The 15,112-nt window shown below is 69.3% G+C and carries 11 protein-coding genes; 6 read left to right on the forward strand and 5 right to left on the reverse strand.

The window, feature by feature from the left end; all coding sequences use genetic code 11:
- Positions 1 to 7: 7 nt before the first annotated feature.
- Together ACIPQB_RS12375 and ACIPQB_RS12380 are read left to right on the forward strand one after the other, a co-directional pair.
- Positions 8 to 2,176, forward strand: coding sequence for a hypothetical protein (locus ACIPQB_RS12375; protein WP_446485532.1), 2,169 nt, complete (start codon positions 8 to 10; stop codon positions 2,174 to 2,176).
- Positions 2,148 to 3,821 carry an alpha-L-fucosidase gene (locus tag ACIPQB_RS12380; RefSeq protein ID WP_446485533.1) on the forward strand — a complete coding sequence of 558 codons (1,674 nt, stop codon included), beginning with the start codon at positions 2,148 to 2,150 and terminating at the stop codon, positions 3,819 to 3,821. Before ACIPQB_RS12375 ends, ACIPQB_RS12380 begins: the two co-directional genes overlap by 29 nt.
- Positions 3,822 to 3,977: 156 nt before the next feature.
- Here the strand turns inward: ACIPQB_RS12380 and ACIPQB_RS12385 are convergent, their stop codons facing one another.
- The 3 genes from ACIPQB_RS12385 to ACIPQB_RS12395 all read right to left on the reverse strand — a co-directional run bounded on the left by ACIPQB_RS12385 (position 3,978) and on the right by ACIPQB_RS12395 (position 9,551).
- Positions 3,978 to 6,557, reverse strand: a complete 2,580-nt coding sequence (locus ACIPQB_RS12385) for a transferrin-binding protein-like solute binding protein (RefSeq protein WP_446485534.1) — start codon at positions 6,555 to 6,557, stop codon at positions 3,978 to 3,980.
- Between the two features lie 29 nt (positions 6,558 to 6,586).
- Positions 6,587 to 7,870: a surface lipoprotein assembly modifier gene (locus tag ACIPQB_RS12390; protein ID WP_446485535.1), complete on the reverse strand. Its 1,284-nt coding sequence runs from the start codon at positions 7,868 to 7,870 to the stop codon at positions 6,587 to 6,589.
- A 268-nt stretch (positions 7,871 to 8,138) separates the two neighbouring features.
- A complete protein-coding gene (locus ACIPQB_RS12395) occupies positions 8,139 to 9,551 on the reverse strand; it encodes a formimidoylglutamate deiminase (RefSeq protein WP_446485536.1) in 1,413 nt (470 codons plus the stop codon).
- Between the two features lie 85 nt (positions 9,552 to 9,636).
- Between ACIPQB_RS12395 and hutI the strand changes: the two genes are divergently transcribed.
- From hutI to ACIPQB_RS12415, 4 genes are all read left to right on the forward strand, one after another.
- Entirely contained in the window at positions 9,637 to 10,848 is a 1,212-nt protein-coding gene (gene hutI, locus ACIPQB_RS12400) for an imidazolonepropionase (protein WP_446485537.1), read from the forward strand.
- On the forward strand, positions 10,845 to 12,380 hold the full coding sequence (gene hutH / locus ACIPQB_RS12405; RefSeq protein WP_446485538.1) for a histidine ammonia-lyase: 1,536 nt from the start codon (positions 10,845 to 10,847) through the stop codon (positions 12,378 to 12,380). Before hutI ends, hutH begins: the two co-directional genes overlap by 4 nt.
- Positions 12,377 to 13,204: an N-formylglutamate deformylase gene (gene hutG / locus ACIPQB_RS12410; RefSeq protein WP_446485539.1), complete on the forward strand. Its 828-nt coding sequence runs from the start codon at positions 12,377 to 12,379 to the stop codon at positions 13,202 to 13,204. The genes hutH and hutG overlap by 4 nt, the downstream gene beginning before the upstream one ends.
- 211 nt (positions 13,205 to 13,415) lie before the next feature.
- Positions 13,416 to 14,081, forward strand: coding sequence for a M23 family metallopeptidase (locus tag ACIPQB_RS12415; RefSeq protein ID WP_446485540.1), 666 nt, complete (start codon positions 13,416 to 13,418; stop codon positions 14,079 to 14,081).
- A gap of 66 nt (positions 14,082 to 14,147) precedes the next feature.
- Here the strand turns inward: ACIPQB_RS12415 and ACIPQB_RS12420 are convergent, their stop codons facing one another.
- Positions 14,148 to 14,399 carry a YlcI/YnfO family protein gene (locus ACIPQB_RS12420; protein WP_446485541.1) on the reverse strand — a complete coding sequence of 84 codons (252 nt, stop codon included), beginning with the start codon at positions 14,397 to 14,399 and terminating at the stop codon, positions 14,148 to 14,150.
- On the reverse strand, positions 14,396 to 14,809 hold the full coding sequence (locus ACIPQB_RS12425; RefSeq protein ID WP_446485542.1) for a PIN domain-containing protein: 414 nt from the start codon (positions 14,807 to 14,809) through the stop codon (positions 14,396 to 14,398). The genes ACIPQB_RS12420 and ACIPQB_RS12425 overlap by 4 nt, the downstream gene beginning before the upstream one ends.
- Positions 14,810 to 15,112: the final 303 nt, after the last annotated feature.

Here is a 15,112-nt window from a genome sequence, read left to right on the forward strand (position 1 = left end):
ACCTATCTTGGCGTTGGCCGCCGCGGCCGGCCTGCTGGCCGCCACCGCCCTCGCCGCCGCCCCCGCGACGACGCCCTACGCCTGGCGCAGCGCCGAGATCCTCGGCGGCGGCTTCGTCAGCGGCGTGGTCTATCATCCGACCGAGAAGGGGCTGGTCTATGCCCGCACCGACATCGGCGGGGCCTATCGCCTCGACCGGACGACCGGGGCCTGGGTGGCGCTCAATGACGGCCTCAAGCGGGCCGACAACCAGCTGGCCGGCGCGCTCAGCCTGGCGGTCGACCCGCACGACCCCGACCGCCTGTACATGGCGGCCGGCGAATATACCGGCCCCTACGCCCGCGGCGGGGCCCTGCTGGCCTCCACCGACCGCGGCGCGACCTGGACCAAGGTCGAGCTGCCGGTCAAGATCGGCGGCAACGAGGACGGCCGCAACACCGGCGAGCGGCTGATGGTCGATCCGCAGGCGGGGGCGGTGCTGCTGCTGGGCGCCAAGGACGGCCTCTATCGCAGCGCCGACCATGGCGCGACCTGGGCCCGGGTCGCGGCCTTCCCCCGCCTGCACGTCACCCTGGTGGCGTTCGACCCCGCCCTGAAGACCGCTGCCGGCGCGACGGCGATCATCTATGCTGGGGTGACCAGCGCTTCCAAGAAAGGTGGGGGCGGCGGCGGCCTGCTGGTCAGCACCGACGGCGGCGACACCTGGGGCCTGGTCAGCGGCCAGCCCAAGGGCCTGGTCCCGCATCACCTGGCGCTGGACGCCGAGGGCGTGGTCCACGTCGCCTATGGCAATGGCCTGGGGCCGAACGGCGTCACCGACGGCGCGGTCTGGACGTTCGACCCCGACAGCGGGGCCTGGACTGACATCACCCCGATCCGGCCCGGCGGCGGCGACGTCTTCGGCTATGGCGGCCTCAGCCTCGATCCGGCCCATCCCGGCGTGATCCTGGTCTCGACCCTCGACCGCTGGGGGGCCGGCGACGAGGTGTTCCGCAGCACCGACGGCGGCAAGACCTGGAAGGGCCTGCGCGACAAGGCCCGGCACGACCTTGGTCGCGCCGCCTGGGTCGCCGGCCTGTCGACCAAGCCCGGCCGCGAATTCGGCCACTGGATCGGCGATGTCGACATCGACCCGACCAATCCGGACGAGGCCATCTATGTCACCGGCTATGGCCTGTGGCGGACAAGGAACCTGACCGAGGCCGACCGTTCGGGCCGCACCGACTGGCGGTTCGACGACGAGGGGATCGAGGAGACCGTGCCGCTGGAACTGGTCAGCCCCTCCCAAGGCGCGCCGCTGGTCAGCGCCATCGGCGACATCGGCGGCTTTCGCCACAACGACCTGACCTCCGTCGCCAACAGCCGCTATTTCACCCCGAACGGCGGCACCAACCGCGGCCTCGACTATGCCGAGCAGGCGCCCGACCTGATGGTGCGGACCAGCGATCCGACCCCGACCGGCGGCTTCCGTTCGACCGACGGCGGCAAGAGCTGGAAAGCCTTCGCCAGTTCGCCGCCGCGCGACGCCGGCAAGGACACCGGCCGTATCGCCCTGTCGGCCGACGGCCAGCGGATGGTCTGGGCGATGCGCCGGGCCAGCCCTTACTTGTCCAGCGACCAGGGCAGGACCTGGCGTCCGGTCCAGGGCGTCGCGGCCGGCGACCAGCCCAATTTCGTCCCGGCCTCCGATCGCGTGAATCCGTTGCGGTTCTATCTCTACGACGCCGCCCAGGGCGCGGTGCTGGCCAGCACCGACGGCGGCGAGACCTTCAGGACGCTGGCCCGCGGCCTGGCCGGCGGTCGGGCGCTGAAGGCCGTGCCCGGCGTCGAGGGCGAGCTGTGGCTGGCCACCGTCCAGGGCCTGATGCGCTCGACCAACGGCGGCGACAGCTTCAAGGCCGTCGGCGGCGTCGACGAGGCCGGCCTGGTCGGCTTCGGCAAGGCCGGGCCGGGCCAGAGCCATCCGGCGGTGTTCCTGTGGGGCAAGGTCGGCGGCGCCGAGGGCGTGTTCCGCTCCGACGACGTCGGCAAGGCCTGGCTCAAGCTCAACGACGAGGCCTGGGGCTTCGCCCAGCTGAGCGCCCTGACCGGCGATCCGCGCCGGTTCGGTCGGGTCTATCTCGGCGTCCATGGCCGGGGGATCGTCTATGGCGATCCCGCCCCGGCCAAACCCTAAAAACTCCGGAGGAACACCCTTGGCCCTCAATCGCCGCGACATCCTGAACCTCGGCGCCGGCCTGGCCGCCGCCTCGGCCGCGCCCGCCCTGGCCGCCGCCAAGGGCGGTTTCAAGCCCAGCTGGGAGTCCCTGGCCGCCGGCTACAAGACCCCCGACTGGTTCCGCGACGCCAAGCTCGGCATCTGGTCGCACTGGGGTCCGCAATGCGTGCCCGAATACGGCGACTGGTACGGCCGCCAGATGTATATCCAGGGCAACGGCGTCTACGAGCACCACGTCAAGACCTACGGCCACCCGACGACGTTCGGCTTCATGGAGCTGATCAACCGCTGGAAGGCCGATCGCTGGGACCCCGAGGGCCTGATGAAGAAGTACCAGGCCGCGGGGGCCCGCTACTTCATGTCGATGGCCAATCACCACGACAACCTCGACATGTTCGCCAGCCGCCACCACGCCTGGAACACGCTGCGCGTCGGTCCGGGGCGGGACATCGTCGGCGCCTGGGAGAAGGTCGCCCGCGCCCACGGCATGCGCTTCGGGGTCTCCAACCACTCGGCCCACGCCTGGCACTGGTGGCAGACGGCCTATGGCTACGACGCCGAGGGTCCGCTGAAGGGCCGGCGCTACGACGCCTATCGCCTGACCAAGGCCGACGGCCAAGGCAAGTGGTGGCAGGGGCTGGACCCGCAGGAGCTCTACACTGGCCCCAACATGCTGATCCCCGACGGCGTCGACAGCATAAAGGCCGCCAACGCCTGGCACGACCAGCACGACGGCGAGTGGATCGAGACCCCGCCGCCGAACAATCCGCGCTTCGTCAACAGCTGGCTGGCCCGCCAGAACGACCTGGTCGACCGCTACCGGCCGGACATGGTCTATTTCGACAACTACACCCTGCCGCTGGGCCAGGCGGGCCTGGCGGCGACGGCGCACTACTATAACCAGGCCCTGGCGGCGCGGGGCGCCACCGACGTGGTGGTCACCGGCAAGAAACTCAGCCCGCTGCAACGGCGGGGCATCGTCGAGGACGTCGAGCGCGGCTTCTCCGACCGCCTGCGGCCCGAGCCCTGGCAGACCGACACCTGCATTGGCAATTGGCACTACGACCGCGGCCTCTATGACCGCGACGGCTACAAAAGCGCCAGGGACGTGATCCAGCGCCTGATCGACGTGGTCAGCAAGAACGGCTGCCTGATGGTCTCGATCCCCCAGCGCGGCGACGGCACGATCGACGACAAGGAGGAGAAAGTCCTCGACGGCATGGCCGGCTGGATCGCCGTCAACGGCCCGGCCATCTACGCCTCGCGCCCCTGGCGGATCTATGGCGAGGGCCCGACCAAGCTGGTCGAGGGCATGCAGAACGAGGGCGACGCCAAGCCGTTCGAGGCCGCCGACATCCGCTTCGTCACCAAGGCCGGCGACCTCTACGCCCTGCCGATGGCCTGGCCGGACGGCGACCTGCTGATCGAGAGCCTGGCGACCTCGGGCCCGACCAGCGCCGGTGAAGTGCGGCGGGTTGAGCTTCTGGGCGGCGGCGAGCCCCTGGCCTTCAAGCGCGACGGCCAGGGCTTGCGCGTGACCCTGCCGAGCGCCCGGCCGGCCTTCACGCCGGTGCTGAAGATCTCCGGGCCGGGGCTGGTCTAGACGGCGGACACCGCGACCACCTGGCGGCCACCTCCCGTTTCACGGAGAGGTGGCGAGACATTTCCCGGCGGCGGCGATCTGAAGGTCGGGTTGTCGGCAGGGTCCGACGCGAACACTCCTATGGGGGCGAATGCTCTCTATCACCGCTCGCGCGGCCTACTGTTTGACCGCTAGAAAGCCGCCGTCGAGCGACTCCCCTGCGCCATGGGTCGTAGCGGTGAACGTGCCCGCCGTCTCGACCGCCCCTGGACCCGCGAACACGCCTTTCATCGGTCCCTTTAGGAGTTGATCGGTCGTGGAGAATTGGCCGGCGTACTGTGAGCCGTTGACCGTGGCGTTGAACGTCAAGTCGAGATTTCGGAAGTTCGCGGTCGGGGCCTCGGTGATCGAGCCGTTCAGCGCGCCGCTCGCGAAATCCACCGTCATCGCCAGCTTGCCCGTGGTGAACAGCGAGCTTGAGCCGGTGGCGTAGACCATGTTGGCCGCACCTTTGTAGTTGGCCGAGCCCGTGACGGGCATGTCGGTGGTCCGCTGGCCCAGGGCCACGAACACGGTCGGACCCGTGCTCGAGTCTTGCCAACTAAGCAAGCTCGTATAGTCGAAGTCGAAACCCGACACGCTGGAAACAAAATGGGCGAAACTACTGCCTTTGGTCGCGTTGCTGAAAGTTTGCACTGCGTTGTAGCTGTTCTGGAAAACGATGTTGTAGCGATCGTCACCAGTGTCGGGTCCCATCCGTCCCCAGGTCACACCGAGATCGGTCAAGTCGCGGGTCGTGCTCGTGAACAGGCCTGCATTCGGCGCGGCGCTGAAAGTCGTATCGGACAGATAGGCCAGCACCGGCGGTTTGAAGGCGTTGCTCGCCGCGACGAACACCCCCGCCGCCGCAGCTACGCCAGGCACATTGAAATCATAGATGCCGCCGAGTTCCGAGGCGGAGCCGCCATAGAAGTCGCCGCGCAGGTGCCCGCTTGCCGTACGCCGCTGTCCACCCGCATAGAGGTCCACCACAGCGGCGGTCGCGTCGAACCGAGCCTGGCTGATCGGCGCAGCGAACGTGACGCCGTAGATGGCCAAACCGTCGACATTGGTCTTGCTGTCTGCGTTCAGGACACGGAAATCGCTGAGACTGCCGCGCGCCTCACCAGTCGCGAACAGAACATCGATCGTCGCCAGCGACGCTGTCCTATAGGTCTTGCCCGCCGCAAGATCCGTGATCGCACCGATGGATTCACCAGCGTAACGCGCCACGCCGGACGTTGGCAGGGTCGAGGCATGCGGTCCGGTCGATAGATAGACTCGTTGCTCCAGACCGGCCGATAGAGCCGGATTGACGTATTCCAGCGCCTGGACCAGCGCCGGCGCATACCACACGCCGCCGATCTGGACGCCCAGCGTGGAGAAGCGCCTTAGCGTCGCGCCGTGATCTTGCCAAGTATCGGCCTCGATGGCCCGACTATAGGGATCATGGTCGGAGGGACGATAATCGAGGGTGGTTTCACGGCCGGCGTAGCTGCTCGCCGCGAAGTCGGAAACGAGCGTGTAGGCGTTGTCGTTCGTTCTCAGGCCATAGCTTTCGTCACCCAGCACGAAACCGCCCGGATTGTAGTTGAGGACCTCGATGTTGCTGGACGCGCCGCCTGACAGTTCGATGTCGTTTTGGTTGTAATAGGCGTTCGTGTAGCCGGGTCCAGAGATCAGGTTCGAGAAGGAGGGGCGCAAGCGCAGATCGCCGGTCGCCAAAAGATCGACATCGGACGGGTGGCCCGCCACAAACGCGCCGACCAGGTTGCTGTCTGCGAACGACAGGTTGAAGACCCCGCCGACCTCCAGGTCGTTGGCCGGGCCATGGAGTTGGCCGTGAACCGCCCCGCTTTCGCCTGTAAGGAACGGCGCATCGACCTGGGTGGTGTCGAACTTACCGCTGGCCAATTGGCCTTGGTAGCTAAAGTCGTAGCGCCCTGAAGGACTGACCAGGCCATCGAACTTTAGATCGCTCACGCCGCCCCGAAGGGTGGCCGACGCGAAGTCGACATCGAGGCCGGCCCGCGCGACGAATTCACGCGGCGCGCCGCCAGTTCCCGCCGCCAGATAGCCGATCGCCTCGCCGCGAAACCGCGCCGCTCCTGTCGTGGGGATATTGCTGGCCAAGTCGCCGAGCAAACCGTAGCCGGTAACCGCCGCGCCGCTTGAGGACGTCCATTTGACGACGGAAACCGCGTCGGCCAAATCGTTGGTCGGCTTGGGCAGGCCCAGGAGATGGTCGCCTTCCTCCAGGCCGATGATCTGCAGACTGCCCTGGGCGTTGCGCCACTCCCGCGCCATCAGGACGCGGGTGCCGTAGCTGTTCGGGCCCTGATAGATGTTGAACGATCCCCAGAACGTACGGACCTCACCTTTGTAGTCGGCCGCCGCCAAGGTCTGATCGATCGTCGCGCCGCCGGCCGTCGCCTGAATGCGGATGGTTTCGTCGCCATCAATCTTGAGGGCCGAGTAGGTCGCCGCTCCCGGCGTGTCGGGATCGGTGATGGAGAAGTTGTTGGCGCTTGACGCGGCGGTCGATCCGGATTTCCCGCCAACCGCCAAGGCCATGGGCGCGAGCAGCACGGACGCCGCCACAGGCGGCGGCGTGACCACGCCGCCGCTTGGACCGCTGCCACCGCCACCACCCCCGCCGCAGGCGGTCAGGGCGCCGGCTGCGGCGCTCATCAGCAGAATCTTGGCAGTGATCCTCATATATTCCCCCCAGGCTAGGCGACCGTTCGTCAAAACGTCCGGGTCGCCCCAAATTCGACCCTAAGTCGAGTAAAATCATTGATGTCAAGATTACTGGCGTTGCGGCTCTTCTCTGCGCCGACATAGGGGCTGAAGCCGCGCCAACGCCAATCGCGCTTTAAGAGACGGGCCGACAAGGCCAACTCGGTGTCGCGACGCGCCTTGTCGCCGAAGACGCTCGGCGCGTCATAGGCGCGGCGCTCGACGGACGGCTCGACCCAGATGGCCAAACCGGCGGGCAAGGTCTGGTAGACGCCCGTTGATAGGCGTCCGAGCCAAAACGATTCGGCATCCTCGTCAGCGTCGGCCCGATTGGCCGCCAACGTCAGCCGCCAAAAGCGCGTGGCGCTGAGAAAGCGCGTGCGGTCCCACGCGGCGCTGTAGATCCAGGCGTCGCGGGAGCGACCCACGTCATAGTCCAAGTGTTGCACCGCCAGCATCGCATGACGTTGCGACCGGCCCCAACCCCACTGCATTTCGGTCTGGACGCCGGCGGTGGTCGAGAGGCCCTCACCGCCGAACCAGCGCCGGTTAGCCACGGCTTGGACGTCCATGCGTACGGAGGCCACCCAGAACTGCGGCCCCGCGCGGACGCCCAAGGCGCCGTCGTCGAAAGCCTCGCGCTCATTGTCGGTGAACGAGCCCCAGCCGCCAATCGCCAGGCGGGTCGAGCCCCTCAACGGCACGGTGCGCTCCGCCGAGGCCATGGTGCTGAGACTCACGCCGGACGTACGGCGGGCCTCGTCGGACAGTTCGAAGGGGAGACCGAAAATCCGCAGTTCGCGTGCATCGGTGGCGGCGTTGACGTTGGTGTCCGGCGCGACAGCGAGGCTGAAGCTGTAGCGCCAGCGCCGACGCTCGGCGATCGTCTTCAGCCGCGCCTCGACCCGCTCGCGCACGATAGGTGGCGGCGTCGAGGCCAGAGCCAAGCGATAATTATGCTCAGCGGCGCGATCGTCGCCAGCCTCAAGGAAGGTGTCGGCCAGCTCAAGCCTGACACGTAGCAAGGCGCCGTCGCTGTCCAGCATGCGTTGGTAAAGATCGATTGCTTCATCGGTGCGACCCAGTCGTCGCGCAAGGAACGCCTGGACGAATTGGACGTCGGGCGTCGCCAGAAGATTCAGTGGCAGGAGATTCAGCTTGGCCTGCGCCTCACGCCAGTTGCGGCGCGCCATGGCCGCGCCGACTTCGGCGCCGACGGCCTCGATGGCTCCATCCGACGATGGAAGCGCTTGCACCGCCGCAGCGACGCCGAGAAAAGCTGCAGAAATCAAGACGCCCCCGTACAACCGGGAGCATAACAAGGCCTCGCAATCGCGACAAGAGACACACTCGTCTTAACGTAGTTTTTCGCGGGGTCTACGTCAGCGCGCCGACCCCCGCCGCGGCTGACATATCTGGTATTTTCCCTGTCGCATTGAATGAACTTTCCTAGTCCGCGCCCGCGCGTTCGGCAGCAATACGGTCAGGCGCCCGCACCTCCGGCGCTCAAGCGGCAGGTCTCGCCGCCGATGCGCTGGTGCAGGGTCGCCGAAATGTCGCTCAAGCCATGACGCGGCTCAGGACCGTCCGGTAGCGGGCGACGATCTCGTCCCGTCGGTGATGGCGGCCGCCGCTGACCACCTGGCGGCCGCGTCGCCAGACGCCGTCGATTGCGCCGTGTCGGCCGGCGAACACCCAGCTGTCGAGCAGGGCGTCGCCGTCGCGGGCGACCAGGGCCGGATGGGCGCGGTCCAGGGTCACGAAGTCGGCCGGCCGGCCGCGCTTCAGCCCGCCGCTCGCCGCGCCCAGGGCCTGGGTCCCGCCGGACAGGGCGGCGCGGTAGAGGTCGCCGCCGGTGGCGGTTCCCGGCCCCCGCGCCAGGACGTTGCGGGCCCGCCGCATCAGGCGCTGGGCGTATTCCAGGTTCCGCAGCTCCTCGGCCGCGTCGATCAGCACGTTGCAGTCCGAGCCGATCCCCAACGTCCCGCCGGCCGCCAGGAATTCCGCGGCGGGAAACACCCCGTCGCCGAGATTGGCCTCGGTGATCGGACAGAGTCCGGCCACCGCCCCGCTCCTGGCCAGGCGCTCGGTCTCGGTGGCGTTGACGTGGGTGGCGTGGACCAGGCACCAGCGCCTGTCGACCTCGGCGTTGTTCAGCAGCCAGCGCACCGGGCGCTGGCCGGTGGCGGCCAGGCAGGCGTCGACCTCCGCCGTCTGTTCGGCGATGTGGATGTGGATCGGCCCGGTCCCGGCCAGCGGCATGATCGCCGCCAGTTCCTCGGCCGTGACCGCCCGCAGGCTGTGCGGCGCGACGCCGACCACGGCGTCGGCCAGGCCGGCCACGGCGCCGCGGCTGGCCTCGATCAGCCGGCCATAGCCGTCGACATCGTGGATGAAGCGCCGCTGCCCCTCGCCCGGCGCCGCACCGCCAAAGCCGGCATGGGCGTAGAACACCGGCAGCAGGGTCAGGCCGATCCCGGTCTCCTCGGCCGCCGCCGCGATCCGCGCCGCCATCTCGGCCGGGTCGGCATAGGCTGATCCGTCCTTGTCGTGGTGCAGGTAGTGGAACTCGCCGACCCGGGTGAAGCCGGTCTCCAGCATCTCCAGATAGGCCAGGGCGGCGACCGCCTGGACCTCGTCCGGGCCCAGGCGGTCGAGGAAGCGGTACATCAACGCCCGCCAGGTCCAGAAACTGTCGTCGCCGTCGCCGGCCGGTCCCCGCGTCTCGGCCAGACCGGCCATGGCCCGCTGGAAGGCGTGGCTGTGCAGGTTGGGCAGGCCGGGCACGACCGGGCCGTGGGCTGGTTCGTCCGCTTGGCGGGCCACGCCGGTGTCGACCCGGGCGATCAGGCCGTCGGCGAGCGTCAGCCGCACGTCGCGGGCCCAGCCGTCGGCCAGCAGGGCCTGCTCGAACCACAGGCTCGCCGAGGCTCGCGGCGGCTCGTAAACAGGTGGAAACTCGGCGTCGGTCACTGGACAATCCTCGTGGCGCGTGGATATGTCTATACATATTAGAGCCGACGGCAAGAGGCCGGACAGCGGCGGGAGATCGGGACGGATGCGCTGCGATCGGCTGTGGAGCAAGGCCCGTCTGGCGACCCTGGCCGCCGGCCGGCCGGGGCTGGGCGTGGTCCAGGACGGCGTCGTCGCCGCCCTGGACGGCCGCATCCTCTATGCCGGCCCCGCCGCCGAGGCGCCCGCCCTCGACGCCGCCGAGGTCATCGATTGCGAGGGCCGCTGGATCACCCCGGGCCTGATGGATCCCCACACCCACCTGGTGTTCGGCGGCGACCGCGCCCATGAGTTCGAGTTGCGGCTGGCCGGCGCGTCCTACGAAGAGATCGCCCGGGCCGGCGGCGGCATCGTCTCGACCATGAAGGCCACCCGCGCGGCGTCGCAGGACCAACTGGTCGCCGGCGCCCTGCCCCGGCTGGACGCCCTGATCGCCGAGGGCCTGACCACGATCGAGATCAAGTCCGGCTACGGCCTGTCGCTGGACCACGAGCTCAAGAGCCTGCGCGCCGCCCGCGCCCTGGCCGACGCCCGCAAGGTGTCGGTGACCCCCACCTTCCTCGGCGCCCACGCCCTGCCCCCGGACTTCGCAGGCGATGCCGACGGCTATATCGACCTGGTCTGCCGACAGATGATCCCCGCCGTCGCGGCCGAGGGCCTGGCCGAGGCGGTCGACGCCTTCTGCGAGGGCGTCGGCTTCACCCCGGCGCAGACGCGGCGAGTGTTCGAGGCGGCCCGGGCCCACGGCCTGCCCGTCAAGCTGCACGCCGAGCAGCTGTCGAACCTGCACGGCGCGGCCCTGGCCGCCGAATTCGGGGCGCTGTCGGCCGACCACCTGGAGCATCTCGACCAGGATGGGATCGCGGCCATGGCCCGGGCCGGCACGACCGCGGTGCTGCTGCCCGGCGCCTTCTATTTCGTGCGTGAGACCAGACTGCCGCCGATCGCCGGCCTGCGGGCCGCCGGCGTGCCGCTGGCCCTGGCCACCGACTGCAATCCCGGCACCTCGCCCCTGACCAGCCTGCTGCTGACCATGAACATGGCCGCCACCCTGTTCCGGATGACGGTCGACGAGTGCCTGGCCGGGGTGACCCGCGAGGCGGCGCGGGCGCTCGGGCGACTGGACCAGGTCGGTACGCTGGAGGCCGGCAAGGCCTGCGACCTGGCGATCTGGGACATCGAGCGGCCGGCCGAGCTTGTCTACCGCATGGGCTTCAATCCGCTGCATGGGCGGGTCTGGAAGGGTGAAATCGCGTGATCACAGTCGTTCTGAACCCGGGCGAGGTCAGCCTCGCCGACTGGAAGGCCGTCTATCGCGGCGCCCCGGCCCGCCTGCACGCCAGCGCCGGGCCGGCGATCGCCGCCAGCGCCGCCGCCATCGAACGCATCCTGGCGCGGGGCGAGCCGGTCTATGGCGTCAACACCGGCTTCGGCAAGCTGGCCAGCGTGCGGATCGACGACGCCGACCTGGAGAGCCTGCAGCGCAACATCGTGCTGTCCCACGCCGCCGGCACCGGCGCGCCGTCGCCGGTGGCGGTGATCCGGCTGATGATGGCCCTGAAGCTGGCCAGCCTGGCCCAGGGGGCCTCGGGCGTGCGGCCGGCGACCACCGACCTGCTGGAGGCGATGCTGGTGCAGGGCCTGACCCCGGTCGTTCCGTGCCAGGGCTCGGTCGGCGCCTCGGGCGACCTGGCGCCCCTGGCCCACATGGCCGCGACGATGATCGGGGTCGGCGAGCTGTTCGTCGACGGCCGCCGCCTGCCCGCCGCCCAGGCCCTGGCCCAGGCCGGGCTCGCGCCGTTGGTGCTGGGTCCCAAGGAGGGCCTGGCCCTGCTGAACGGCACCCAGTTCTCGACCGCCAACGCCCTGGCCGCCCTGTTCGACGCCGAGCGTCTGTTCCAGTCGGCCCTGGTCACCGGGGCGCTGTCGACCGAGGCGGCCAAGGGGTCGGACACCCCGTTCGACCCGCGCATTCACACGCTGCGCCGCCAGCCCGGCCAGATCGAGACCGCCGCCGCCCTGCGCGCCCTGATGGCCGGCTCGGCGATCCGCGACTCCCACCGGCTGGGCGACACCCGCGTGCAGGACCCCTACTGCCTGCGCTGCCAGCCGCAGGTGATGGGCGCGGTCCTGGACATCCTGCGCCAGGCCGCCGTCACCCTGAGCACCGAGGCCAACGGCGTCTCCGACAATCCGTTGATCTTCCCGGACACCGACGAGGCCCTGTCGGGCGGCAACTTCCACGCCGAGCCGGTGGCCTTCGCCGCCGACATCATCGCCCTGGCCATCTGCGAGATCGGTTCGATCGCCGAGCGCCGCATCGCCATGCTGGTCGACCCGGCGCTGTCGGGCCTGCCGGCCTTCCTGACCCCCAAGCCGGGCCTGAACTCCGGTTTCATGATCCCGCAGGTCACCGCCGCGGCCCTGGTCTCGGAAAACAAGCAGAAGGCCTATCCGGCCAGCGTCGACTCCATCCCGACTTCGGCCAACCAGGAGGACCACGTGTCGATGGCCGCCCATGGCGCCCGGCGGCTGCTGGCCATGGTCGAGGCCGCCGAGGCGGTGATCGGCGTCGAGCTGCTGGCCGCCGTCCAGGGCTGCGACTTCCACGCGCCGCTGGCCTCGAGCCCGCCGCTGGAGGACGTGCGGCGGATCCTGCGGGCGGAGGTTCCGCACCTGTCGGACGACCGCCATTTCCATCCCGACCTGGAGGCCGCCAACGCCCTGGTGCGCTCCGGCGCCGTGGTGGTGGCCGCGTCGGCGGTCGAGCTGCCGGGGCTGGAGGGGTGAGCGGCGATTGGCTCCACGTCCGCCGCGGCGACGCCCCGCTCGTCGTCAGCATCCCGCACGCCGGAACCGAGATCCCGCCGGACCTGGAAGCCCGCCTCGCCTCGCCCTGGCTGGCCCGCAAGGACGCCGACTGGTGGCTGGAGCAGCTCTACGACTTCGCCGGCGACCTGGGCGCGACCGTGGTCCGCACGGCCGTTTCGCGGACGGTGATCGACGTCAACCGCGACCCGTCGGGCGCCTCGCTCTATCCGGGCCAGGCGACCACCGGCCTGTGCCCGACCGAGACCTTCGACGGCGAGCCGCTGTACCGGCCGGGCCAGGAGCCGGACGCGGCCGCGATCGCCGCTCGACGGACGCAATTTTTCGATCCCTATCACGAGGCCCTGCGCGGCGAGCTCGATCGCCTGCGGGCCGTCCATGGCCAGGTGGTGCTCTATGACGCCCACTCGATCCGCTCGCGGGCCCCGCGCCTGTTCGACGGCGAGCTGCCGCAGTTCAACATCGGCACGAACGGCGGCGCGGCTTGCGCCCCGGCCCTGACCGCCGCGGTCGAGGCCGCCTGCGACGCCACCGGGCTGCCCCGGGTCACCGACGGCCGCTTCAAGGGCGGCTGGATCACCCGCCGCTACGGCCGGCCCGAACAGGGCGTCCACGCCGTGCAGATGGAGCTGGCCTGCCGCGGCTATATCGACGAGCCGCCGGCCCTGACGCCCGAGAATTGGCCCACGCCCTATCACCCGCCCCGCGCCGCCTTCCTGCGCAGCGCCCTCGCCGAGGTGCTGAAGGCCTGCGTCGCCTTCGCCTCCCCTCCCAGCCGCGCTTGATTTCCCGACTCAAGCCAGAGCATTAAGCGGCGCCACGGCCGACGCTTCGATCTTATCGTTGCGGTAGAGTTCAATACAGCCAAGCATAGAGGCGCGCAGGCGTGACGTGCGGTCGCACCAGGATCGCCATGTCTTCGCCTTATCTGGCGGTTAACCACGCCTAAACGTCCAGCACGCCCGAACGATCCCTCAACGACCCTAGGATGATTTGATGCAACCATCGGCCGCGAAGAAACTTGCTCGCCTGGGGCGCGGCGCCCTTGGACTGGCCCTGGTCTTCGCACCGATCGTCGTGGCGGCGATGGAGAATCCGCACACCGCCCAGCACGCTCCCTCGGCGGCCGTCCAGCGCCTGCTCGACCAGCTGAACGCCAAGCCGCAGCGGCCGGTGCGCAAGGAACTGGTCTGGAGCGGCGCCGACATCGACGGCGACGGCGCTCCCGACTTCGCCAACCCGACCGGCACCGCGCCGCGCGGCCATGACGAGTTCGGCGACGGCAATTTCGGGGCCCGCCGCGACGGCGGCTCGCGCGACCACGAGGGCGTCGACTATGTCGCCACCGCCGGCCAGGACGTCCGCGCCCCGATCTCGGGCTATGTCACCAAGATCGGCTACGCCTACAGCGGCTCCAGCGACCTGAAATTCGTCGAGATCACCAATCCCGCCCTCGGCTATGTCGCCCGCGCCTTCTATGTCACCCCCAGCGTCGAGGTCGGCCAGAGCGTCCGCCTGGGCCAGACCATCGGCGCCGACCAGAGCCTGCAGGGCCACTATCCGGGCATCACCGACCACGTCCACCTGGAGGTCATGCAGCCCGGCGGCGAACGCGTGAACGCCGCGGCCCTGATCGTGCCGAAGATGGTGGTGCGGGCCTAGGGCTTCGCGCGGTGAGGTGGCGCCCATTCGGCGAACAGAAGCCTGGAGCCAGCCACGCGATAGACTCTAGGGCAGCCGGTCATCGTCCTCGGGCGCAGCGCCGTCGGCCCGCGACAGGATCTGGTCGAAGGCCGCGAAATCGGCCTTCGACCGCCGTTCGGCGAAGAAGGCCGCGGTGTTCATGACCGCCAGCTTCTCGGCCACGGCCGTGGCCACGAACTGGTTGACGCTCGTGCCATCGGCCTTGGCGCGACGCTCCACCTCGGCTCGAACCGAGGTCGGCAGCCTCAGGGGATAGGTGCTTTGACGGGTCTTCATGGTGCAAGTCTCCGCAAGGCTTCGATCGGTGTCCAGACCGCGACGCCAAAACGCGCCGGCGCGGCGCCGAAATCGCGACCATTGAACGTGACGATCGCATCGGCCTGGCCGTTGACGGCGGCCTCCAACACGAATTCGTCGGCGGGGTTGCGCAATTGCGGCCGCCAGAAGAAATAGCTCTCCACCGGTTGGGCCATGGCGATCACGGCGGTCACAAAAATCTCCACCTGCGCCTGGTCGAGTCCGGCGGCCTCGCGATGCCGCTCAAGACCGCAGATCGCCTCATATTCGAGGGCCAAGGCGACATTGGCCAAAAGCCGTGGGTCCCCCCGCCGCGCCGCGCGCAACAAAGCCGCCGACGCGCCGGTCGGACTACGCATCGCGGCGACCACGACATTGGTATCCAGCACGCATTTCACATCACCTATGATATCATATCAGTATGGGGCCCGTACTCAAAAATGCTCCGAGGCCGCATGAGGCCGCGCCTCACGCGGACGCCCGCTGAGTGGATGAGGAGGGTGCGAAGCGCCCGGGCCTCGCCCGGAGGATTTGCAGTATGTGTACCGTTTCGACGAAGTGCAGGCGCTTCGCGTGGAACCGTTATCCGGGAGCCTTCGGGTCGCGGATTTTTAACCCGCTCCGATGGAAGCCCCCGACGGGCGGAGGGGCGACGAAACCCCGTCCGGACCGCGCGGGCGATTTCAGCCCGC

It is taken from the genome of Caulobacter sp. LARHSG274 (assembly GCF_052871235.1).

What these genes read in the sequence shown, in the direction of transcription:
- ACIPQB_RS12380 (WP_446485533.1), top strand. Translation starts at nt 2,148, where the DNA reads ATGGCGATCCCGCCCCGGCCAAACCCTAAAAACTCCGGAGGAACACCC.
- ACIPQB_RS12385 (WP_446485534.1), bottom strand. Translation starts at nt 6,557, where the DNA reads ATGAGGATCACTGCCAAGATTCTGCTGATGAGCGCCGCAGCCGGCGCC.
- hutI (WP_446485537.1), top strand. Translation starts at nt 9,637, where the DNA reads ATGCGCTGCGATCGGCTGTGGAGCAAGGCCCGTCTGGCGACCCTGGCC.
- ACIPQB_RS12415 (WP_446485540.1), top strand. Translation starts at nt 13,416, where the DNA reads ATGCAACCATCGGCCGCGAAGAAACTTGCTCGCCTGGGGCGCGGCGCC.
- ACIPQB_RS12420 (WP_446485541.1), bottom strand. Translation starts at nt 14,399, where the DNA reads ATGAAGACCCGTCAAAGCACCTATCCCCTGAGGCTGCCGACCTCGGTT.